Genomic DNA, 21,393 nt, shown 5'->3' with positions numbered 1-21,393 from the left:
AACCGTTATGGTCAACCTTTACAGGCCCATGCGCGTTCGTCCCACCACTAGAAGAATGCAAGGCATTCGAGGCCTCCTTTTGCGTTATTGTGTTTATGCCTTTGTGGGCGAGGGGGGTCAACAGTCAGAATCGCAAAAATGTCGTTTGAGGGTGGTTTTTCGCAACTTTCTTTCATGGCGTGGTGGGTGGTGATGGATTTGCACTGCTTTTCGCTGGTTTGCAGGTTCTGGACCGATGTCCATTCGGTGAGAACGGCGGCCCGATTAGGGTCGATTGTTGAATTTTCTGCCAAGGCAGCAGGCAAGCTGGTGTATTCAGCGATTAGGCCTCTGGCGGGTTAGACGACGCCGAGATTGGAGTTTTTGCCGGGCCGCAGGATGCTTTGTCCTATAATTCACGTGCTGACGGCACGATCTGCAAAAGTGTTGATCCAGCAAATATCGTGATGCAGCCGCTGAATGGCGGCGGTGTTATGATGGTTGTCGCGTTTGAGGGTGGCGTCCGAGGAGCGCCTAAATGCTGACTTGCAACATATGATACGTATATAGAATTGTCGCATGCGCCGGTTAGACGGTCATGCGGTCCTGCGTGTTGGTCTCGATCACCTCGCTCTCTTTCAGGGCGAATTACGAGCGGCGAATTACCACGCCTGCGGAGCCTCAATTTTGAGAGATTTCGGAAGGTGCGGCGTGTGAGCGCTAACAAGTGGCGGTATTGGTTTTAAGTTGTAACTCCCAAGGACCCCATCGGATATCGGGTTTTGTGTTGCCCTTGCGACGTTAGAGCCGAGCGATGATCTGTTGTGGTGATAGGGTGAGTGTTTCGAGGATATTGCCCCCGTGTTTTCTGACCGTCGAGATGACGGATCTGATGTCAGCGAAGACCTGCGCGCCCTCGAGGGTGCGGAAAGTTCCCGAGATTTTCATGCGCAACTTCATCATGCGCAGGTCCCGTTCGGCCTGATTGTTGGTGAAGGGAACTGTGAAGTCCGTAAGGAACCTTAGGACGTCATCACGGTAGTCGCGCAAGCGGACCAGAAGGTTATGGCCTGGCCGCCTGGCTTTTCGGCCTCGCGCACCAGTGCGTCTAGCCAGTGGGTCTTGTCGCTCATGGAAGGCGAGGCCCTCGGTGAGGATCGCCATGTATTTGGTGAGGATGCCGTGGTGAACCGACGTGGGGAGTTCGGTCTCGCCTCGCCCCTGAGCCGCGCACTTGAGCTGATTGGCGCTGTTGAGCAGCACGCTCATCGCGCACGCCCACGGCTCCTTTTCGATTTCTTCGATGGCCTTGAGTTCCCGTAAATGATGCGCCCCGCACAGGGCGTGCGCGTCCACCCCACTCATATGGGCGTAATAGGACTTCCAGTGGTCATGAACAATTGTCCCGCCGGTCAGGAAGGATGGAACAGCACCGCGCTTGGCGCTGATGCGATAATGCGTGAAGGCGAGATCGCTGATTGAGTGCAGCCAGTGCAGCTTACCATCAACACGAAGTCCGGTCTCATCCAGATGCCGAACGCCGCCTTCATTGAGCCGGGCCAGAATGTGTTCGACGACGCCACCCAAGGTACGCGCTGTGCCGTTCACCCAGTTGGTCACGCTGGCCGCGCATAGGCTGGTGGCACCAAACAAATCACGCAGGAGTTGGCAGACCCGATCCTCGGGGATCAGCTGCTGAACATTGCAGTAGACCGCCGCCGCCCGAATGCGCTTACCGTATTGCACGTGTGCATTCACGCCATCGGGAAAGGTGGCTGTCGTCGTGGCTCGGCAATGGCCACAACAATAAATCGCTGCCTGATGCTCTGTGACCTCCAGACGCGGCACCGGTATGTCATAAACCTGACGCCTCTCCACCGCCTTGATCATCCCAGCCGTCAAGCCATGCTGACAGGTGCCACAGGCCTCAGCCTCATGTCGCTCCACAAAGTCAGGCGTTGCTGTCTGACGTAGGGTGTCGCCTCGGTGGCCAACTTAACCACCACTTTTCTTACCGGACTTACCACGCAGGCTACGCGGTACCGGCTTCTTCAACCCATCACTCGAAGGCGGCTTGCTGCTATTACTGCTGTTCTTGGCCAACTGACGCCGCAGATCCGCATTCTCTTGCGCCATGCTCGCCAACGCGGCTTCCAACTCGGCGATCCTGCGCAGAGCCGTGGCGAGGAGTTGTTCAAGAGCAGTAACTTGGTCCATTCCACCAATGATTCAGAGAAATCGTCACAGCGCCACGAAATTCAGACCACAACAGAAAATTCATGCGCCTAATGGCCAAGGAGACTCACATCAAAACTGACAAAAACCCGTTATCGGCTGGGGTGCTTGGGAGTTACAGGATTTCTTACAATAATCGCGAAACAGGGAGTTTTAGGTCTTCCGCAATTGGAAAGGGACTGAGCTATGACTGAATCTGGTGTTTGAGTGGTTTGAAGGTTGGCGGCGTATCTGGTTGAATTGTTGTTGGAAGACAGCAGCCCAACCAAAGGAGATACACCACCATGGGAACTACTAACATTGTTGATTTTGCGCGTCGAGACGAGATGACGGACGCGTTGACGGAGTTGCTGAAAACGGGAGCACAACAATTGATCGCGACAGCAGTTGAGGCTGAGCTTGTCAGTTATTTGGCGCAATTTACCGGCTTACGCACCGATGCCGGTCACGCGGCAGTCGTGCGTAATGGACATCATCCGGCCCGCCCGTTTCAAACGGGCATTGGCCCTGTGAGCGTGCGCATTCCAAAGGTTCGGTCCAAGGACGGCACACCGGTGACATTCCGGTCTGCCCTGGTGCCGCCCTATGTGCGCCGCACGAAGACGCTGGAAGCGGCCTTGCCATGGCTTTACCTCAAAGGGATCTCCAGCGGCGAGATGGCTCCCGCCCTCAAGGTTCTTCTGGGCCCAGATGCCGTTGGCTTGTCGGCTAATACGGTTTCGCGTTTAAAACGCGATTGGGCCAATGAATACGAGGCTTGGAAAGGCGCTGAGTTAGATGACGAGCCCATCGTCTATATCTGGGCCGACGGCGTTCACAGCGGCCTTCGGGGCGAGGATGACAAGCTCTGTGCCCTTGTTATTATTGGGGTAACTGCCCGTGGCAAGAAGCGATTTCTGGCAATTGAGGATGGGGTGCGCGAGTCCACGCAGAGCTGGCGCGAGGTTCTGCTTAACCTCAAAAGCCGAGGCATGAATGCGCCCAAACTGGCCATCGGGGACGGTGCCATGGGGTTTTGGGCGGCCATGGACGAAGTCTATCCTGAGACCCGCCATCAACGCTGTTGGCAACACAAAACGATGAACGTGCTCAATTGTTTACCCAAGCTGTCTCAGCCAAAAGCCAAGGCCGCGCTGCACGACATCTAGCAGGCCGAGACCAAAGTCGATGCAGAAAAGGCGTTCGATCTGTTCATCAAAACCTACGAACCCAAATATCCCAAGGCCACACTATGCCTGCAAAAAGATCGTGAGGAACTCATGGCATTCTTCGACTTCCCGGCGCAGCATTGGCAAAGCATCCGCACTAGCAATCCAATTGAATCGGCCTTCGCGACGATCCGGCATCGTACCAAGCGTTCAAAGGGCTGCCTGTCACGCGATGGCATGCTGCACATGATGTTCAAACTGGGGCAATGTGCTGAGTAAAATTGGAGGAAGCTACGCGGCTTTGACTACCTCGCAAAAGTCATCACAGGCGTCACGTTCAAAGACGGAATCGAAACCACAAACCCCGACCAGATCACCGCATGACCAACAATACTCAAACACCAGATTTGACAATAACTCAAAGGGACTTGTAACGTCGGCCTACTTGAAACGATCTGCCTGCACCTTGGGAGAGGTTGTAAGCGTTTAATTCCATGGGAGGATATACCATATGGATCGTCGCTCTTTTCTGAAGACTTCTGCCCTTGGCGGTACAGCCGCTGCCGCAACGACATTGGCCGCACCTGCATACGCACAAGGTAACCGCACGCTGACGATGGTCACTTCGGTGCCAGACGGTTTCGCGGTTTTTGATGACGCTGCTGTGAATTTCATCGACCGCGTGAATGCAATGGCTGACGGAGCAATCACCATCGAAAAGAAGGCCGCTGGCCAGCTTGTTGGTGCGTTCGAAGTGTTTGATGCTGTTTCGTCCGGTCAGGCCGACATGTATCACTCTGCCGATTACTATTTTGGTGGTCAGCACCCCGGTTACTACTTCATGACAGCCGTGCCGTTTGGCGCGACAGGTGGCGAAATGTCCAGTTGGTACTACCACGGTGGCGGATCACAGCTGCATGACGAACTGGGCGGCATCTTTGGTCTGAAATCGTTCCTTGCGGGTAACACCGGTCACCAGCCAGGCGGTTGGTTCAACAAAGAAATCAATTCCGCTGCTGATTTGCAGGGTCTGAAGTTCCGTATGCCGGGCCTTGGTGGTCTTGCATTGGGTCGCACAGGTGCGTCCGTTCAAAACGTACCGGGTGGTGAAATCTATCAGGCCCTCGCGTCTGGCGCGATTGACGGTGCTGAATGGATCGGTCCGTTCGCGGACGAACGTCTTGGTTTCCAGGAAGTCTGTGAGTTCTATTACACAGGCGGCATGCACGAGCCGGGTTCGGCACTTGTGGCGTCGATGAACCGTGATGTTTGGAACGAGATGACACCTGCAATTCAGGAAATCATTTCGACCGCAGCTGCGGCAACCCACCAATGGTCCTTGTCCCAGTCAAACTACAACAACGGTGCAGCGCTTGAGCGTCTGAAATCACAGGGCGTCAAAGTTCTGGAATTCCCAGACGACGTTTGGGATGCATTCGGGACAGCTGCCGCTGGGGCACTGGACGAATTCATGGATGACGAGCTGTTCGCACGCATCCGCGAAAGCCAAGAAGCTGCAGTGCGGTCCACCTACGCTTGGACATCGATTTCCGATGATGTCTACACAGCACAGCGCGCACGCGTCATGGGCTAACGCCGCTGGCTGATCACGTTCGTGATCAGCCCATAAAAATTGGAGGGCCCTGCCAAATTTGGCGGGGCCTATTCGTACCACACGGAAAACGTGTGTCATAGATTTTTCAAATATTTTGGGGGCACGGACATGGAAGAAGACGCCGCAAACGCAGGTGGGTTCTGGTCATCCTATGAGAACGGTTTCACACAATGGTTGGAACGGCTTCAGGGCAATGCCCCTGAAGGATCGGACCCCATAGCCGCTGCTGCGACGTTTCTTGGCGCGCTTTGGAACACGTTTGTGTGGCTTTTCGCAAACATCGCCGAGGCGATTTACAACATCGCTTTTGCGGTCTCGCATCCAACTGTCTGGCTGGACTGGTTAAGCTGGGCCAACACGACCGAAGACAAGGAATCGCTGATGCGGTTCATTTATTACGGCGGCTCGCACGAGCTGTTTTTCGCGCTTTTCGTGTTGTTTCTGACACTTACGGCCGTAGCGCTCCTGCACCGTCCCTTCATGTGGGGCTGTGTGCGGGTCTTGGAAGGTTTTGCCAATAAGATTGGGCGCACGTTTGCTTGGGCTGGCCTGTTGATGGTGTTGGTCCAGATCATGATCATCTTCATGCAGCGGGTTTTCGCGGTGTCCGAGCTGTCGATCGGCTTAGGCATCGCAATGACGTTTGATGTGAGTTGGTGGGCCGAGAGCCTGAAACTGTACAACGCGCTGATCGTTTGTCTTTGTGTCACCTACACGTTTGTGCAGGGCGGTCATGTGCGGGTTGATCTTGTCTATTCCGCCGTTGGCCACCGCGCCAAGCGCATCATTGATATGATCGGATCTATGGTCTTTATGGTGCCGGCCGCGATACTGACGTGGATGTATGGCTGGTATTTCTTGTGGCGCCATCTTGTGGTGCCCAATCCGTCGGCGTCCGACAGTCTTGAACGCCTGCTGAACAAGGCCCGCGCGTTGCGCTGGAATGTTGAAACCATCGGGTTCAGCCCAAACGGATTCAACGCCTATTTTCTGTTCAAAGTTCTGCTCGTTACTTTTACCGCATTGGTTTTGCTTCATTCCGTTGCGTTCTTCTACCGGTCCTATCTGGAACTGGTTGAGGGCGAGGAAAGCATCGATAAATACCTCGACAAGGACTCCCTTGGCGAAGGCGAAGAAGCATATGAGGGAACGCACTAATGTTTTTCGGACTTGATGGCGTAGAAATTGGCCTAATTATTGTATTCTTGTGCCTGTTCTCAGGCATCCTTTCGGGCTTTCCGGTGGCGTTCGCCATCAGTGGGGCTGCGGTTATTTCCTTTGCGATCATCGCGGCTTTGGACAGTGGTGGTTATCTTATCCACCAAGCGATTGACAAATCATCGGCCGAATACAGCGCACTTATCGCTGACGGGATCCGGAGCGACTTTATATCCGTGTTCAGATATCCGGACTTACCCCGAATAGGGGAGGCTGTGTTTATCGGCGGTTGGGAAACGGCGATTGACCGCAATCTGTCATTCGTTGTGAACCGGATGAATGAACGTGTTCTGGCGGGGCAGTCGATTGAAACGCTGCTGGCCGTTGCGATGTTTGTCCTCATGGGCATCACGCTGGAACGGTCCAAAATTGCTGACGATTTGCTGACCACCATGAGCCGCGTTTTCGGCGGTCTTCCGGGTGGTTTGGCCGTGTCAGTTGTTGTCGTGGGTGCGTTCCTTGCGGCGTCAACGGGCATTGTCGGTGCAACCGTTGTGACCATGGGTCTGTTGTCTTTGCCAACCATGCTGCGGGCGGGCTATTCTAAAGAACTTGCTACGGGTGTGATCGCGGCGTCTGGCACCTTGGGCCAGATCATTCCGCCATCCATCGTGATCGTTCTGCTGGGGACGTTGGCGGGTGATTTGTATTCCGCAGCGCAAGAAACCCGTGCGACCCTTGTGGGCTGTTCGGACGCGTTGACCTATCTGGGTTCACCCGCGGTTCTGTCCGTTGGCACGCTGTTTCAAGCGGCGTTGCTGCCTGGTATTTTGTTGGCGTTTCTCTATGCGGCATATGCGTTTTGCTATGCCTTGTTGAATCCAAGCAAAGCGCCCGCTGTGTCCGTCGGTGAGAGCACAGATGAGCCGATCACGCGCGGCGAAGGCCTGACATGGTTCCTCGCGGTGCCGGGTGGTTTGGTCATCCTGCTGGTGTTCTTGATGAACCTCGGCGTGGTGGGCAGCCAGTCGATCATCGTCGACAGCTTTACCGACTCCGGCCAGACAGCCAGCTTGCGCACAAACGTGTCGCCTGAATGCGCCATTGCAATGCAGGATCTGCACGGCGAAGAAGCATGGTCGACAGCCGTTGCCGAGCAAACAGCGATTGAAAACGCGGGCGGCGTGACCGAAGCGCGCGAACTTGGTGATGAGGAACGCGCCGATCTGGTGACGCAACAGGCTAACAACGCGCCAAAAATTGGCACCGGAATTGCCGTTCTTGCGCTGCTTTTGACACTGGTTCTGACAACTGCGCGCGGTGTTTCACCAAGTGCAGCTTCCGGACCACTGATCGTTGGCGGCATCGGAGTCTTGTTGATGTTGCTGGCTGACGTTGTGTTGATCGGGGCGCTCACAACGCCTGGTGTGACGACGTTGATCATCCTATTGCCGCTGCTGTTGGTGGTGTGGTCCATGCGACCAGCCTTTGCGCGTTTGGCCAAAAACGATCTGTTGCGCGTGGTCTTTCCGCCGCTCGTGCTGATCATTGCAGTTCTCGGATCGATCCTTGGTGGCATTACCAATCCGACACCGGCGGCCGCATTGGGTGCGGGTGGCGCACTGATGTTGGCGGCTTATCGCAAGCTGGCAGATCAGGACAAGTCCGGCAAAATCATCCTGCTGGCGACCGGTGCAGTGGCCTTGATGCTGATTGTCGGTGTTAATTTTGACATGCGCGTTGGCCTAGAAGATGTGGCGTTCGAAAATTACATCGCGTTTGTCTTCGCAATGTCGATGTTCTTGTTTGCGATGTTTGGTTTGTTCTATGCCTGTACCGTGTTGTGGCTGGGTGGTGTTCTGACGCCAGTTGTTCGCGAAACGGCCAAAGTCACGAGCATGGTGTTCACGATCCTGATCGGGTCGCAAATGCTCAACCTCGTGGTGATTTCGTTTGGCGGGGAACACTATATCCAGCAATTCTTGCGCAGTTTCGATGATGAATGGACAGTGTTCCTGATCGTGATGCTGGTGTTGTTCGTTCTGGGCTTCGTGTTGGACTTCTTGGAGATCATCTACATCGTGATCCCCATCGTTGGCCCTGTTATTTATGGTGGCTCGTTTGATCCCAAATGGGTGACGATCATGATCGCTGTGAATCTACAGACGTCGTTCCTGACGCCACCCTTTGGGTTTGCATTGTTTTACCTGCGCGGTGTTGCACCCAAAGAAGTCACGACGGGCCATATCTATCGTGGGGTCATACCGTTCGTGTTGATCCAAGTGTTCGGTTTGCTGGTCCTTGCCCTTGCACCGGGCATCGTGACGATTGTGCCAAACCTGCTGAACTGATCCCGCTGGGCCCAGTTCGTTACCAATGTCTTAACGGAAAAAAGGGCGTCCTACGGGGCGCCCTTTTTGCATGATGTTTTATTGGCACCTGTGGTACTTGCTGCGCGTTAGCCTTGCTAGTCGGGCAATTCGATGCGCGCGACTTGATCAGCGATCGGCGCAACAGTGATCGGGTTGATTTCGGATGAATAATCATCAGGGTGGGTCAGCATTTCCCACGCGCCTTTGCGGAAAATCTCGACCCCTTTGAAGTTCGCCTTATAGCCCATCTTATCCGACCCCGGCACCCAGTAGCCAAGGTAGACATAGGGCAGGTCAAGGTGGTGGGCGATCTTGATGTGATCAAGGATCAGGTAAGTGCCGACGGAAGATTTCATCAACTCCGGCGCGAAGAATGAGTAGACCATCGACACCCCGTCCTCGAGGATGTCCGTCAGGCTGACGGCGCGCAAACCCTCGTAGGGGTCGTTCCCCGCAGGGTCGTTGCGTGCGTCGGTCGTGGCCGCATCCGCCAGCGAGGACCGGTATTCGATCAGGCGCGTGCGGATCGGGGTTTCTTCGACCATTGCGGCAAATTCGAACAGGTCCATATCGGCCATACCGCCAGCGGCGTGGCGGCTATCAAGATAGTCCCGGAACAGCGTATATTGCGGTTCAGTTGCCCAAGGCGATGACGCGCTACGGGTCAGATCGGCGTTGCGTTTCAGCACACGCTTTTGACTTTTGGAGGGCGCAAAGTCCGCCACTTTGATGCGCGCGGATATGCAGGCCGAACAATCCGTACAGGACGGGCGATATAGCACATTTTGCGACCGTCGGAATCCCTGTTTGGATAGTGCATTGTTCAGCTTTTCAGCTGAGTCGCCCTGCAACGCTGTGAATAGCTTACGTTCCATCCTGCCGGCCAAATAAGGACAGGGTTGGGGGGCCGTCACGTAAAACTGCGGCGCAATGGGAAGGCTATGACGCATAAAAACTCTGCAAACTTATGGTGTGTGTAGACTAGCAAAATAGACGCCGCGCCGACAACCCGCGATTTAGGCGGGATTTGATGGGTTTGATGCCGAATTCGGACGTCTTTCAGCCTGCTTTCCTTTTGTGACGATCCCGCGCAGTTCAATTGCTCCGTGTGGCCGCTGGCGCAAAGTATGTCGGTGTCTTTGATTGATCGCATATTTGGAAAAAGGGTGGCCGACCGCGTGGGTTGGGATTGGCGCGATCGGCCTGAGTGTGACGCATATCAGGGAGGGTCTGCGCCACGGGGGAGGGTCTGCACTGCTCGGGAGAACGGTTAGTCGTGCGGTGTGGTATCAGCGCCAACGCGGGCGGTGCGTTCATTCATGAAATCATCGAATTCAGATTGGTCTTTGGCGTCGCGCAATCGGCCCAGAAAACCATCAAAGGTCTTCTTCTCGACCTCAAGTCGTTTAATCATATCATGGTGGTAGGCATCAAAGCTTGCGTTGCTGTTGGCGCTATGAGCCTCGTTGTTTGCCGCTACGGGCATGAGGGATTTTATCGCCTCGTCTATGTTGCGTGGCGGTGCAGACGGCGCGCCAGTCGGGGCGAAACCGCCGCGCCATGCAAGGATCAGCGCGATGACCACACCTGCGGGCCAGAACACGTTGAGGGCGACAATTGTGACCGGGATTGCGAACGCTGCGAACAGCACAGTGGAAAGAACCTGTACCGAAACTGACATGGTATCGCGCATCTGTGCAGGCTGGGTATCGGTGGTGGTGTATGTGTTGGCAGTCATGGTCATGCTATCTGTCCCTAATCTTAGTGCATCTGTTTGGTTTGCATTTCTGCCGTATCGACGCCCCGGCTATGCGAGGCGTCCGATTGGGGCCCAGATCGATTAGGCAGGCTTTGCGTCGTCTTCTTCGCGCGGTGCAGCGGAACGGCTGGCACGATCATCCATAAAGGTGTCGAACTCGGCCTTATCTTTGGCGTCGCGCAAACGCTTGAGGAACTCTTCAAAGTTGCGCTGTTCGTCTTCAAGGCGGCGCAGCGTGTCGGACTTGTAGGCGTCAAACGTTGAATTGCCTGAGGACGTCATTGCCGATCTCACGGCACTGCGGGCGTGAGAATGGCGGGTACGCTTGGAGGCGCAATTTCCAGAAAACATACGTTTACTCCATATCATATAGGCAAGAAGGCCGACCGGCCAGAAAAAGACGAAGCCCAAGACCATTGCGGCGATCCATGCACCTTTACCACGCTCATCGAGCCAGCTTTCAGTGCGTTGAAACCAGTTGCCGCGCTCAGAGGTCTGGGCGTAGGGGGCGTTGTAGTCGATGTTGGTCGAAGAGGTGGTCATCTGGGTGCTCCATCTGTTGGTGTGCGTTATGTGAATGCCTTTCACATTACTAAGATGAGGTGAGGCGGCGCTTGGCGCAAGGTTTAATGTAAATGTATTGTAACTCCCAAGCACCCCAGCCGATAACGGGTTTTTGTCAGTTTTGATGTGAGTCTCCTTGGCCATTAGGCGCATGAATTTTCTGTTGTGGTCTGAATTTCGTGGCGCTGTGACGATTTCTCTGAATCATTGGTGGAATGGACCAAGTTACTGCTCTTGAACAACTCCTTGCCACGGCTCTGCGCAGGATCGCCGAGTTGGAAGCCGCGTTGGCGAGCATGGCGCAAGAGAATGCGGATCTGCGGCGTCAGTTGGCCAAGAACAGCAGTAATAGCAGCAAGCCGCCTTCGAGTGATGGGTTGAAGAAGCCGGTACCGCGTAGCCTGCGTGGTAAGTCCGGTAAGAAAAGTGGTGGCTAAGTTGGCCACCGAGGCGACACCCTACGTCAGACAGCAACGCCTGACTTTGTGGAGCGACATGAGGCTGAGGCCTGTGGCACCTGTCAGCATGGCTTGACGGCTGGGATGATCAAGGCGGTGGAGAGGCGTCAGGTTTATGACATACCGGTGCCGCGTCTGGAGGTCACAGAGCATCAGGCAGCGATTTATTGTTGTGGCTATTGCCGAGCCACGACGACAGCCACCTTTCCCGATGGCGTGAATGCACACGTGCAATACGGTAAGCGCATTCGGGCGGCGGCGGTCTACTGCAATGTTCAGCAGCTGATCCCCGAGGATCGGGTCTGCCAACTCCTGCGTGATTTGTTTGGTGCCACCAGCCTATGCGCGGCCAGCGTGACCAACTGGGTGAACGGCACAGCGCGTACCTTGGGTGGCGTCGTCGAACACATTCTGGCCCGGCTCAATGAAGGCGGCGTTCGGCATCTGGATGAGACCGGACTTCGTGTTGCTGGTAAGCTGCACTGGCTGCACTGGCTGCACTCAATCAGCGATCTCGCCTTCACGCATTATCGCATCAGCGCCAAGCGCGGTGCTGTTCCATCCTTCCTGACCGGCGGGACAATTGTTCATGACCACTGGAAGTCCTATTACGCCCATATGAGTGGGGTGGACGCGCACGCCCTGTGCGGGGCGCATCATTTACGGGAACTCAAGGCCATCGAAGAAATCGAAAAGGAGCCGTGGGCGTGCGCGATGAGCGTGCTGCTCAACAGCGCCAATCAGCTCAAGTGCGCGGCTCAGGGGCGAGGCGAGACCGAACTCCCCACGTCGGTTCACCACGGCATCCTCACCAAATACATGGCGATCCTCACCGAGGGCCTCGCCTTCCATGAGCGACAAGACCCACTGGCTAGACGCACTGGTGCGCGAGGCCGAAAAGCCAGGCCCCTCCGTGCCAATAAGCGTGAGACAATTGACTGGCTAAAGTTTACACTTGAGGGCGTAGGAGAACGAACCCATGGTTATGCCTTCACAATCACCACTTTCGCCAGATGCTGGATCTGGAGCCGTTTTGGCCCCGACGTCGCCTCCCCGCGTTGTTAATGCGCCGTTGGCTCCCACAGCGGAACTGACGAGCATCCCGAAGCGACGCAACTTCACAGCCAAATACAAACTGCGCATTCTGGATGAGACGGACCAAGTGGCAGACACTGGCGGGGTTTCCGTCATTCTACGGCGGGAGGGGCTTTATTCCTCTGCACTGACCGATTGGCGCCGTGCGCGGGCGGCCGGCACATTGGGTGCATTGCAGCCAATGCGCCGTGGCCCACAAAAGGCACCTGCCAATCCATTGCAAGCTGAGCTGGCCAAGGCCAACCGTGAGGTGACAGCCTTGCGGCGCCGTCTGGATCAGGCGGAAGCCATCATTGCCATCCAAAAAAAAGTGGCGGGACTTTTGGACGAGATGGAGCAGACGCAAGAGCGCAGCGGCAAATCATGATGGCCGTCGCGATTGCATTGCCCACCGGCAGCGGCTTGACCTCGGCTGTCTGCGCCGCGCTATCATTATCGCGCGTGAGCGTTCTTCGACAGCGTGCGGCGCTGACGGCACCACCACGCACACGCCCACCGCGCGCAGCGTCTTCGCGGGCTCTGCCGGAAAGGGAAAGAGACCAGGTATTGCACCACCTGCGCGAACCCCGCTTTGCGGATCAGACGCCCACAGAGGTCTTTGCCACCTTGCTGGATGAAGGCACCTATCTGTGTTCAATCCGCACGATGTATCGGATATTGGCCGCGCAGGGCGAAGTTGGCGAACGCCGCCGACAGCGCACACATCCCGTCTATCAAAAGCCTAAACTTCTAGCTGAAGCCCCCAATCAGGTCTGGTCTTGGGACATCACCAAGCTGAGGGGCCCGGTGAAATGGTCCTACTTCTATCTCTATGTCATCCTCGACATCTTCAGCCGCCGCGTTGTTGGCTGGCGCGTCGAGCACGCGGAGAGCGCCAGCCAGTTCAAAGAGCTGTTCATCGACGCGATGGAAAAACACGAGGTTCCACGCGATCAGCTGACATTGCATGCAGATCGCGGTGGGCCCATGAAGGCAAAGACGACAGCCCTGATGCTGGTTGATCTTGGTGTGCTCAAGTCCCACAGTCGGCCCCACACCTCAAACGACAACCCGTTCTCCGAAGCCCACTTCAAAACACTGAAATATCAGCCAGAGTTCCCCAAGAACTTTGAAACCATCGAGCAGGCTCGCGCATTCTGCCGCAGGTTCTTTGCATGGTATAACCAAGACCATCATCACGCCGGGATTGGTCTGATGACGCCCGACCAAATCCATTTTGGGCAGGCCCAAGAAATCTACACCGCGCGACAAGCAACACTAGACGCGGCATTCCTCGCCACGCCCGAACGCTTCGTACACAAACCACCAAAACCGCCTCAAATCCCGACCGCCGTCTGGATCAACCCACCAAAACCAACCGAAGAAACCCAAGCCTAAAGTCCAAAAGCCACTGTCTCAAAGTCGTTGACACGTTCCGGGCGGCCAGGCCATAAACTTCTGGTCCGCTTGCGCGACTACCGTGATGACGTCCTAAGGTTCCTTACGGACTTCACAGTTCCCTTCACCAACAATCAGGCCGAACGGGACCTGCGCATGATGAAGTTGCGCATGAAAATCTCGGGAACTTTCCGCACCCTCGAGGGCGCGCAGGTCTTCGCTGACATCAGATCCGTCATCTCGACGGTCAGAAAACACGGGGGCAATATCCTCGAAACACTCACCCTATCACCACAACAGATCATCGCTCGGCTCTAACGTCGCAAGGGCAACACAAAACCCGATATCCGATGGGGTCCTTGGGAGTTACAATGTATTTTATATTAACTTCCTAAGCGCTTGAAATAAAGTGATACTACTGTGAATTGTTTTAGCATTTAATCATGATTTGAGGCCAGTATCATGGCCAGATCGGGTGGTTTTGAGTGCAGTTGACCCCGAGTTTCGCAACGCCTGGGGCGGATTATGCGGTAAATTTCGCCACGATCGCATCCGACTGTTCCAGCAAGATGTCCGGCGCAATCGGGAAAATGTGGCGCGGGGTGCCAGCGGCCGCGAAGACCGTGTCGAAGTCTGACAGGCGCGCATCCCAGTAGGCTGTGGGCTGTGTGAGGTGGCCGATTGGGGCGACGCCGCCAATTGCAAAACCTGTCTGCGCACGGATCAGCGCGGCGTCGGCTTTGCCCAAGGGTTCGCCAGCGACATCGCGGGCTTTGGTGACGTCCACCTGATTGCCGCCTGCGGTGATGAACAGAATGGCCTGACCGGATGTTTCGCCCAGAAATATTATGGATTTCGCAATCTGGTCGATGTGACAGCCCACAGCGTCCGCTGCGTCTTGCGCGGTTCGCGTTGATTCGCGCATTTCCATCGGGCTGATATCGAGGCCAGCCGCAGCTAGGGTCAGGACCCATTAATTGATTGAGTTTGTCGCGTTGTGGTGATTCATAGTCTTCAATTGTAGGGGGATATTATGAGAAATTTGTATTGGCTGACTGAGGCGCAGATGGAGTGTCTCCGGCCGTACTTTCCAAAGAGCCGAGGTCGTGCTCGTGTGGATGACCGTCGTGTTTTGAGTGGCATTATCTTCATCAATCGCAATGGTTTAAGGTGGTGTGATGCACCTTCCGAGTATGGACCGCCGAAGACGCTATATAATCGATGGAAGCGCTGGAGTGATATGGGCATATTTGCCCAAATCTTGATGGGGCTGGCCGAGCAGGCCCCCGACAACAAAACCATCTCAATCCCCTCTCATCGAAACTGCGTTTCGACTGCCGGGCAGTGGACGCCACCTACCTCAAAGCACATCGTACGGCCGCCAGCCTGCGGTTAAAAAAGGGGGGCGAGGACGCCTGATCGGGTTGACCAAGGGCGGTATGAATACAAAGCTACATGCTGTCACAGACACCAGCGGACGACCAATCCGCCTCTTCATCACAGCAGGACAAGTCAGTGATTACACTGGTGCAGCCGCCTTGATGAATAATCTGCCTGAGGCTGACTGGCTCCTCGCTGACAGAGGGTACGATGCTGATTGGTTCCGTGAAACCCTTGTAGACAAGGGCACAACGCCCTGTATCCCCGGTCGCAAGTCGCGCAAAAAGACCGTCAAGTACGACAAGCGCCGTTACAAACGACGCAACCGTATCGAGAGAATGTTCGGAAGGCTCAAAGATTGGCGCCGCGTCGCAACTCGCTACGACAGATCACCAACAGTCTTCCTCGCCGCAATCGCTCTCGCCGCAACCGTCATATTTTGGTTATGAGTCCTGAGCCTAGCGCGCTGACGACTCGTTTTAAACTTTTGCTCATAATCCTAAACTGCCAAGGCGGCGGTGGATTGACCAGCCTGAAGGCGCAGACCACAGTCGCGCCATGACATTTTCCAGCCGCATTACCCGCACGCCAACGCCGTTTGATTCTGCCCTTGGGGCGGACAGCGTGCAGGCCTTTGGCGATTTTGACCCGATTGTGCGCGAACTGGTGGCAGGGGCTGCGGGGTGCAGTCCGTATCTGGGTGGGTTGTTGGCGCGTGACGGGGCGTGGTTGCGCGACATACTGGACACGCCCGATGCCGCACTTGAGGCGGAATTGGTGGCGATTGCGCAGCTGACGTTGCCCGAATTGGCGTCCGGCCTCAGACAGGCCAAACGGCGGATTGCGTTGCTGGCGGGATTGGCCGATCTGGGCGGCGTGTGGTCGCTGGAACAGATCACGGGTGCGTTGGCGCGACTGGCGGACGCCGCGGTGGATGTCTCGCTAAAGCGGCTTGTCGGCGCGGAAATTGCGCGCGGTAAGGTGCCGGGGCAGGTCGCAGATGATGCCGAAACGGCTGCTGGTATGGTCAGCATCGCCATGGGCAAGGGCGGCGCGTATGAGCTGAATTATTCCAGCGACATTGATCTGATCTGCCTGTTTGATGAAACGCGGTTTGATCCGGATGATTTTCACGATGCGCGGTCTGCCTTTGTTCGGGTGACGCGCAAGATGGCAGCGTTGCTCAGCGATCTGACGGGCGATGGCTATGTGTTCCGTACCGATTTGCGCCTACGCCCTGATCCAAGCGTGACGCCCGTTTGCCTATCGATGGAAGCGGCGGAGCGGTATTATGAAAGTGTCGGACGCACATGGGAACGCGCGGCCTATATCAAGGCACGGGCGTCGGCGGGCGATATTGCCGCTGGAGAGGGGTTTCTTAAAACTATTAAGCCGTTCGTGTGGCGCAAGCATCTGGATTTTGTCGCCATTCAGGACGCCCACGACATGCGGTTGCGCATTCGCGAACACAAGGGATTGGGCGGCAAGATCACGCTGCATGGCCACAACATGAAACTGGGGCGCGGCGGCATTCGTGAGATCGAATTTTTCACCCAGACGCGCCAGTTGATTGCCGGTGGGCGCGATCCATCGTTGCGCTGTCGCGGCACTGTGGATGGATTGGCAGCGCTGGCAAAGGCGGATTGGGTGCCTGACGCGGACGCGCAGGTTTTGACGGATCATTACCGCGCACACCGCGAAGTGGAACACCGCCTGCAAATGATCCGTGATGCGCAAACCCATGATTTACCGAACACCGACAAGGGGTTCGCGCGGCTTGCGGCCCTTATGGGGGTCGAGGACGCGGCGTTGCGCGCCGATCTGGACGCACGACTTGAGGAGGTCCACACCCTGACCGAGGGGTTCTTTGCACCAACGGCTGCGGCCCCTGTGTCAGGATTTGGCGACAGCATCACCGCGCGGTGGCTGACCTATCCGGCTTTGCGCTCAGACCGCGCTGTGACGATTTTTGATCGGGTGAAACCACGCCTGCTTGCGGCATTGCAGGAAGCCGCGAAACCCGAAGAGGCGCTGTTGGCGTTTGACGGGTTCTTGGCTGGATTGCCCGCTGGCGTGCAGGTGTTTTCCCTGTTTGACGCAAACCCGCAATTGACGCAATTGATGGTAGACATTGCCGCCACTGCGCCAGCATTAGCCCAGTATTTGGGGCGCAATGCGGCGGTGTTTGATGCGGTGATCGGTGGTGATTTTTTTTCTGACTGGCCGGCGCAGGACGGGTTGCGCACTGCGCTAAATGGCATTCTGGGACGGGCACCGGATTACGAAACACGGCTTGATGCTGCGCGGCGCTGGCAAAAGGAATGGCATTTCCGCATTGGTGTCCATCATCTGCGCGGACTGGTGGATGCGCAGACGGCGGGTCGGCAATACGCTGACCTTGCGCAGGCGGTACTGGGCGCAGTTTTCCCTGTGGTTGTGGATCACTTCGCGATCAAGCACGGGCCTCCACCGGGGCGCGGCGCTGTGGTTGTAGCGATGGGATCCTTGGGGGCAGGGCGGCTGCACGCGGCGTCTGATCTGGATTTGATTGTTATCTATGACGGTCAGGATGTTGAGGGATCGGATGGCAAACGCCCGCTGGCTACACGGCCCTATTACGCGCGTCTGACCCAAGCCATGGTCACAGCAATCACCGCACCTATGGCTGAGGGACGCCTCTATGAGGTCGACATGCGCTTGCGTCCGTCCGGCGGACAAGGGCCTGTTGCCACGGCATTTTCGGGGTTTGAGACCTATCAGATGGAACAGGCGTGGACATGGGAACATTTGGCCCTGACGCGCGCCCGGGTTGTGGCGGGAGATGTCGGCCTTGCAGTCGATGTCGAGGCGGTGCGCGCACGGGTTTTGGCGGCCAAGGCGCACGGTGCAGATGTGGCGGCAAATGTAGGCGATATGCGCCGTCGGATCGCAGCAGCCAAAGCGCCGGATGGGGCGTGGGACGCCAAGATCGGGGCAGGGCGGTTGCAGGATGTTGAGCTTGCCGGACAGATGGTGGCGTTGCAGGCGGGCCAAACTGCGAGACAGACCGCCCAACAGGTCGCCGCTGGTGGTTTAGGCGCCGCAGACAGCGCGGCATTACTTGACGCGGCGGGCTTGTGTTGGACGGTACAGTCGGCGGCGCAACTGGTGGTTAGCGGCGGTCTGGATACGGATAAACTAGGCGAAGGCGGATTACGGTTTATCTTGCGCGAAACGGGCGCGGATGATCTAGCCGCTTTGGCACAACACATGTCAGATGTGTCGGCGCGTGCGTCGGCGGTGATTGATCGATTGGTAGGGAACGTACATGGCAAAGGGTGATGCACTTGATCCCAAAGGGTTGATCGAGGAGTCTTACAAGATTGACGGGATCGTGGCGCCTGAATGCCGCTCGATCTTTCTTGATTGGGCGATGAGTTATCAGGGTGAGCACGCCTATGGCATAGCGGCGCTTTTGGTGCGCCACAGCAATGAGGCGGCGGATCATCCGATGACTGTGACCCTGCGCGCAGGGCTTGAGACGCCGCAACCTGGGACGCGGCGCGGCGGTCGGCGCGCGCGCGTGCCTGACTAGAGACCAGCTTAGGACACTGCGCGCGCCTGACTTATTTAGCGCGGCAAAGCGGCGGCTTGCGCGGCCAGTGCGGTGATGCCCGCCCAATCGCTAGCCATCACAAGGTCAATTGGCGCGACCCATGATCCGCCAACACACAACACGTTCGGCAGGCTGAGATATTCGTTGGCATTGGCAAGGCTCACACCACCGGTCGGGCAAAACTTCACCTGCGGGATTGGTGCGCCGATGGCTTTGAGGGCAGGGGCGCCGCCGTTGGCCGCAGCCGGAAAGAACTTTTGCACGGTATAGCCGCGTTCGAGCAACGCCATGGATTCGGTTGCGGTGGCCGCTCCGGGGAGCAAGGGCAAGTCGTTGGCTTCGCAGGCATCCAGCAGACGGGCGGTCGCACCGGGGGCGACGCCGAATGTGGCACCGGCTTCTTTAGCGGCTTCGACGTCTTTTGAGGTCAACAATGTGCCTGCGCCAACAACGCCGCCTTCGATCTTGGCCATTTCACGGATGACGTCGAGTGCTTCGGGAGTGCGCAGCGTCACCTCAAGCGCGGGAAGGCCGCCCGCAACAAGGGCTGCCGCCAGCGCGCCTGCAATGCTGGCATCATCGACGACCAGAACGGGGATGACCGGGGCAAGGCCGCAGACTTTGGTGGCCAGTTCAGAGGCGTGTTCGGGGGTCATGTTTTAGTCCTTATTTGGGTCGCGCTGGCGGCTTAGGTTGGAGCCTCCGGCGGGGATATTTTAAAAGCAAAGATGAGGGGCGTCGTGCCTATAAGATGACGCCCGCGCCATCTGTGGACGGGCCGACAGAGCGGCGGAACAGGTCGAACAATTCGCGACCCACGCCGTTGCCGTTGCCGGTCAGATCGGCAATGGTTGGGGTGCGGTCGGTCAGATCTGTCAGACATTCGAGCGTGCCTTTGCCGACATCCAGTCGCACGACGTCACCGTCGCGCAGCAGCGAAATCGGACCACCGTCTGCGGCTTCCGGTGCGACATGGATGGCTGCAGGAACTTTGCCGGATGCACCAGACATACGCCCGTCGGTCACAAGTGCCACCTTAAGGCCGCGGTCTTGCAGGACGGACAACGTCGGCGTCAGTGAATGCAGTTCTGGCATGCCGTTGGATTTTGGCCCCTGGAAACGGACAACGATAATGGTGTCCGTTGTCAGCTCGCCAGCTTGAAACGCCACTTTGACATCGTGCTGTTCATGGAAGATGCGCACAGGGGCTTCGATGATATGGCGATCCTTTGCGACGGCGGAAACTTTGATTACGCTGCGCCCGAGGTTGCCATTGAGCTGGACAAGCCCGCCTTGCGGTGCAAACGGATCAGACGCGGGGCGCAGGATACGATCGTTGTGGCTCTCAGTTGGGCCGTCGCGGTAGTGAAAGCCGCTGGCGTCCATCACAGGTTCTTTAGCATAATGCGACATGCCAGCGCCCGCAACGGTTTTGACGTCTTCGTGCATCAGGCCTGCGTCGAGCAGATTGGCGATCATAAATTGTAAACCGCCCGCTGCGTGGAAATGGTTCACATCGGCCAGACCGTTTGGATAGACCTTGGCCATCAGCGGGGTGACGGCAGAAATATCTGAGAAGTCTTCGAGATCGAGGATCACGCCAGCAGCGCGCGCCATGGCAGGCAAGTGCAGCACGAGGTTGGTAGACCCGCCCGTTGCCATGAGCCCGACAAGCCCGTTCACAAACGCTTTTTCATCGAGGACATCGCAGACGGGGGTGAATTCATCGCCCAAGGCGGTGATTTCGAGGGCCCGCTTTGTTGCTTGGCGGGTCAATTCATCACGCAGGTCGGTTCCGGGATTGACGAAGGACGCACCTGGCAGGTGGAGGCCCATGAATTCCATCAGCATCTGGTTGGTGTTGGCGGTGCCGTAGAATGTGCAGGTGCCTTGACCGTGGTAGCTGGCCATTTCCGCCTTCATCAATTCGGCGCGGGTGATATTGCCCTTGGCAAATTCCTGACGGACCTTGCCTTTCTCATCGTTGGGCAGGCCGGAGACCATCGGACCTGCGGGCACGAACATCCCCGGAATATAGCCGAATGTTGCGGCCGCCATGATCAGGCCGGGGACGATTTTGTCGCAAACGCCGAGGTACAACGCTGCGTCAAAGACGTTGTGTGACAGGCCAATGCTTGCAGCCAGCGCGATCACATCGCGCGAAAAGAGCGACAATTCCATGCCGGTCTGGCCTTGGGTGACACCGTCACACATGGCCGGAACGCCGCCTGCGACTTGCGCTGTACCGCCAAACGAACGGGCTGCCGCGCGGATCTGGTCGGGGTAGCGCTCAAAGGGCTGATGGGCAGACAACATATCGTTGTAGGCGGTGATGATGCCGATATTTGGGGCCTTGTCTGCCACCAACGTCGCCTTGTCATCGCCCATAGGTGCGTAGGCGTGGGCTTGATTGCCACAGGTCAGGTGGGCGCGGCGCGGGCCTTCAGAGGCGGCGGCGGCCATGCGATCCAGGTAGACGCGGCGCGGCCCTTGTGAACGGGCGATAATGCGCTCGGTGACGCGTTGGATGGTGGGATTGAGAGCCATGATGTCCTGCCAGTTATTGTCTTTGGCAATTCTTAACATAGTCCGTTAGCGCTAACAATGGGGGATGTGCTTCACTGGATCAAAGGAACACGGTAGGGTTGTTTGTAAGGG

General features: G+C 56.9%; 16 protein-coding genes and 4 pseudogenes. 12 read left to right on the top strand and 8 right to left on the bottom strand.

The annotated features are described in order from the left end of the window. Positions 1-383: 383 nt before the first annotated feature. Positions 384-524 (top strand): hypothetical protein, encoded by a 141-nt coding sequence (locus OA238_RS32795; protein WP_187293183.1) that lies wholly within the window; start codon positions 384-386, stop codon positions 522-524. Between the two features lie 256 nt (positions 525-780). Here the strand turns inward: OA238_RS32795 and tnpC are convergent. Both tnpC and OA238_RS33785 read right to left on the bottom strand, forming a co-directional pair. Further along, positions 781-1,959 (bottom strand): annotated as a pseudogene (gene tnpC / locus OA238_RS12735) (IS66 family transposase); the annotation flags it as partial. 15 nt (positions 1,960-1,974) lie between these two features. Next, the gene (locus tag OA238_RS33785; protein ID WP_015495645.1) at positions 1,975-2,196 is read right to left on the bottom strand and encodes a DUF6444 domain-containing protein; all 222 of its coding nucleotides are present in this window, start codon (positions 2,194-2,196) and stop codon (positions 1,975-1,977) included. 302 nt (positions 2,197-2,498) lie between these two features. Here OA238_RS33785 and OA238_RS12730 point away from each other — a divergent pair. From OA238_RS12730 to OA238_RS12715, 4 genes and pseudogenes are all read left to right on the top strand, one after another. Beyond that, positions 2,499-3,746, top strand: a pseudogene (locus OA238_RS12730) (IS256-like element ISOan6 family transposase). A gap of 127 nt (positions 3,747-3,873) precedes the next feature. Continuing rightward, entirely contained in the window at positions 3,874-4,956 is a 1,083-nt protein-coding gene (locus OA238_RS12725; RefSeq protein WP_015495493.1) for a TRAP transporter substrate-binding protein, read from the top strand. Positions 4,957-5,085: 129 nt separating this feature from the next. After that, positions 5,086-6,135 carry a TRAP transporter small permease subunit gene (locus tag OA238_RS12720; RefSeq protein ID WP_015495492.1) on the top strand — a complete coding sequence of 350 codons (1,050 nt, stop codon included), beginning with the start codon at positions 5,086-5,088 and terminating at the stop codon, positions 6,133-6,135. Then, entirely contained in the window at positions 6,135-8,486 is a 2,352-nt protein-coding gene (locus OA238_RS12715) for a TRAP transporter large permease (protein ID WP_015495491.1), read from the top strand. Before OA238_RS12720 ends, OA238_RS12715 begins: the two co-directional genes overlap by 1 nt. Before the next feature lie 116 nt (positions 8,487-8,602). On the opposite strand, the gene OA238_RS12710 is transcribed toward OA238_RS12715, so the two are convergent. The 3 genes from OA238_RS12710 to OA238_RS12700 form a co-directional block, all read right to left on the bottom strand. Then, complete coding sequence (locus tag OA238_RS12710) at positions 8,603-9,457, bottom strand: arginyltransferase (protein ID WP_015495490.1); 855 nt, start codon at positions 9,455-9,457, stop codon at positions 8,603-8,605. A 320-nt stretch (positions 9,458-9,777) separates the two neighbouring features. Further along, positions 9,778-10,251 carry a DUF2852 domain-containing protein gene (locus OA238_RS12705; RefSeq protein ID WP_015495489.1) on the bottom strand — a complete coding sequence of 158 codons (474 nt, stop codon included), beginning with the start codon at positions 10,249-10,251 and terminating at the stop codon, positions 9,778-9,780. 96 nt (positions 10,252-10,347) lie between these two features. Continuing rightward, positions 10,348-10,809 carry a DUF2852 domain-containing protein gene (locus OA238_RS12700; RefSeq protein ID WP_015495488.1) on the bottom strand — a complete coding sequence of 154 codons (462 nt, stop codon included), beginning with the start codon at positions 10,807-10,809 and terminating at the stop codon, positions 10,348-10,350. Positions 10,810-11,045: 236 nt separating this feature from the next. Between OA238_RS12700 and OA238_RS33780 the strand changes: the two genes are divergently transcribed. From OA238_RS33780 to OA238_RS12675, 4 genes and pseudogenes are all read left to right on the top strand, one after another. Beyond that, entirely contained in the window at positions 11,046-11,267 is a 222-nt protein-coding gene (locus OA238_RS33780) for a DUF6444 domain-containing protein (RefSeq protein ID WP_015495645.1), read from the top strand. A gap of 105 nt (positions 11,268-11,372) precedes the next feature. After that, positions 11,373-12,353 (top strand): IS66 family transposase, encoded by a 981-nt coding sequence (locus tag OA238_RS12690; protein WP_144055897.1) that lies wholly within the window; start codon positions 11,373-11,375, stop codon positions 12,351-12,353. Continuing rightward, a protein-coding gene (locus tag OA238_RS12680; protein ID WP_085982759.1) for an IS3 family transposase occupies positions 12,268-13,760 on the top strand; the annotation gives its coding sequence in 2 pieces (ribosomal slippage) (positions 12,268-12,718 and positions 12,718-13,760; 1,494 coding nt in all). The genes OA238_RS12690 and OA238_RS12680 overlap by 86 nt, the downstream gene beginning before the upstream one ends. A gap of 57 nt (positions 13,761-13,817) precedes the next feature. Beyond that, positions 13,818-14,078 (top strand): annotated as a pseudogene (locus OA238_RS12675) (IS66 family transposase); the annotation flags it as partial. A 205-nt stretch (positions 14,079-14,283) separates the two neighbouring features. On the opposite strand, the gene OA238_RS12670 reads toward OA238_RS12675, so the two are convergent. Continuing rightward, positions 14,284-14,691: a YbaK/EbsC family protein gene (locus tag OA238_RS12670; protein ID WP_015495485.1), complete on the bottom strand. Its 408-nt coding sequence runs from the start codon at positions 14,689-14,691 to the stop codon at positions 14,284-14,286. A gap of 102 nt (positions 14,692-14,793) precedes the next feature. Between OA238_RS12670 and OA238_RS30175 the strand changes: the two are divergent. From OA238_RS30175 to OA238_RS12655, 3 genes and pseudogenes are all read left to right on the top strand, one after another. Further along, positions 14,794-15,589 (top strand): annotated as a pseudogene (locus OA238_RS30175) (IS5 family transposase). 109 nt (positions 15,590-15,698) lie between these two features. Continuing rightward, complete coding sequence (locus OA238_RS12660; protein ID WP_015495482.1) at positions 15,699-18,461, top strand: [protein-PII] uridylyltransferase family protein; 2,763 nt, start codon at positions 15,699-15,701, stop codon at positions 18,459-18,461. Then, entirely contained in the window at positions 18,448-18,714 is a 267-nt protein-coding gene (locus OA238_RS12655; RefSeq protein ID WP_015495481.1) for a hypothetical protein, read from the top strand. Before OA238_RS12660 ends, OA238_RS12655 begins: the two co-directional genes overlap by 14 nt. Positions 18,715-18,749: 35 nt before the next feature. On the opposite strand, the gene eda is transcribed toward OA238_RS12655, so the two are convergent. Both eda and edd read right to left on the bottom strand, forming a co-directional pair. Continuing rightward, positions 18,750-19,391 (bottom strand): bifunctional 4-hydroxy-2-oxoglutarate aldolase/2-dehydro-3-deoxy-phosphogluconate aldolase, encoded by a 642-nt coding sequence (gene eda / locus OA238_RS12650; RefSeq protein ID WP_015495480.1) that lies wholly within the window; start codon positions 19,389-19,391, stop codon positions 18,750-18,752. A gap of 88 nt (positions 19,392-19,479) precedes the next feature. Continuing rightward, complete coding sequence (gene edd, locus OA238_RS12645) at positions 19,480-21,282, bottom strand: phosphogluconate dehydratase (RefSeq protein WP_015495479.1); 1,803 nt, start codon at positions 21,280-21,282, stop codon at positions 19,480-19,482. Positions 21,283-21,393: the final 111 nt, after the last annotated feature.

This window comes from Octadecabacter arcticus 238 (genome assembly GCF_000155735.2).
Taxonomy (GTDB): Bacteria; Pseudomonadota; Alphaproteobacteria; order Rhodobacterales; family Rhodobacteraceae; genus Octadecabacter; species Octadecabacter arcticus.
The sequence above is the reverse complement of the archived record's forward strand: the minus strand, read 5'-3'. Positions and strand labels throughout refer to the sequence as shown.

What these genes read in the sequence shown, in the direction of transcription:
- OA238_RS12655 (WP_015495481.1), top strand. Translation starts at nt 18,448, where the DNA reads ATGGCAAAGGGTGATGCACTTGATCCCAAAGGGTTGATCGAGGAGTCT.
- OA238_RS12700 (WP_015495488.1), bottom strand. Translation starts at nt 10,809, where the DNA reads ATGACCACCTCTTCGACCAACATCGACTACAACGCCCCCTACGCCCAG.
- eda (WP_015495480.1), bottom strand. Translation starts at nt 19,391, where the DNA reads ATGACCCCCGAACACGCCTCTGAACTGGCCACCAAAGTCTGCGGCCTT.
- OA238_RS12690 (WP_144055897.1), top strand. Translation starts at nt 11,373, where the DNA reads ATGATCAAGGCGGTGGAGAGGCGTCAGGTTTATGACATACCGGTGCCG.
- OA238_RS33780 (WP_015495645.1), top strand. Translation starts at nt 11,046, where the DNA reads ATGGACCAAGTTACTGCTCTTGAACAACTCCTTGCCACGGCTCTGCGC.
- OA238_RS12705 (WP_015495489.1), bottom strand. Translation starts at nt 10,251, where the DNA reads ATGACCATGACTGCCAACACATACACCACCACCGATACCCAGCCTGCA.
- OA238_RS12725 (WP_015495493.1), top strand. Translation starts at nt 3,874, where the DNA reads ATGGATCGTCGCTCTTTTCTGAAGACTTCTGCCCTTGGCGGTACAGCC.
- edd (WP_015495479.1), bottom strand. Translation starts at nt 21,282, where the DNA reads ATGGCTCTCAATCCCACCATCCAACGCGTCACCGAGCGCATTATCGCC.
- OA238_RS33785 (WP_015495645.1), bottom strand. Translation starts at nt 2,196, where the DNA reads ATGGACCAAGTTACTGCTCTTGAACAACTCCTCGCCACGGCTCTGCGC.
- OA238_RS12715 (WP_015495491.1), top strand. Translation starts at nt 6,135, where the DNA reads ATGTTTTTCGGACTTGATGGCGTAGAAATTGGCCTAATTATTGTATTC.
- OA238_RS12670 (WP_015495485.1), bottom strand. Translation starts at nt 14,691, where the DNA reads ATGGAAATGCGCGAATCAACGCGAACCGCGCAAGACGCAGCGGACGCT.
- OA238_RS12710 (WP_015495490.1), bottom strand. Translation starts at nt 9,457, where the DNA reads ATGCGTCATAGCCTTCCCATTGCGCCGCAGTTTTACGTGACGGCCCCC.
- OA238_RS12720 (WP_015495492.1), top strand. Translation starts at nt 5,086, where the DNA reads ATGGAAGAAGACGCCGCAAACGCAGGTGGGTTCTGGTCATCCTATGAG.
- OA238_RS12660 (WP_015495482.1), top strand. Translation starts at nt 15,699, where the DNA reads ATGACATTTTCCAGCCGCATTACCCGCACGCCAACGCCGTTTGATTCT.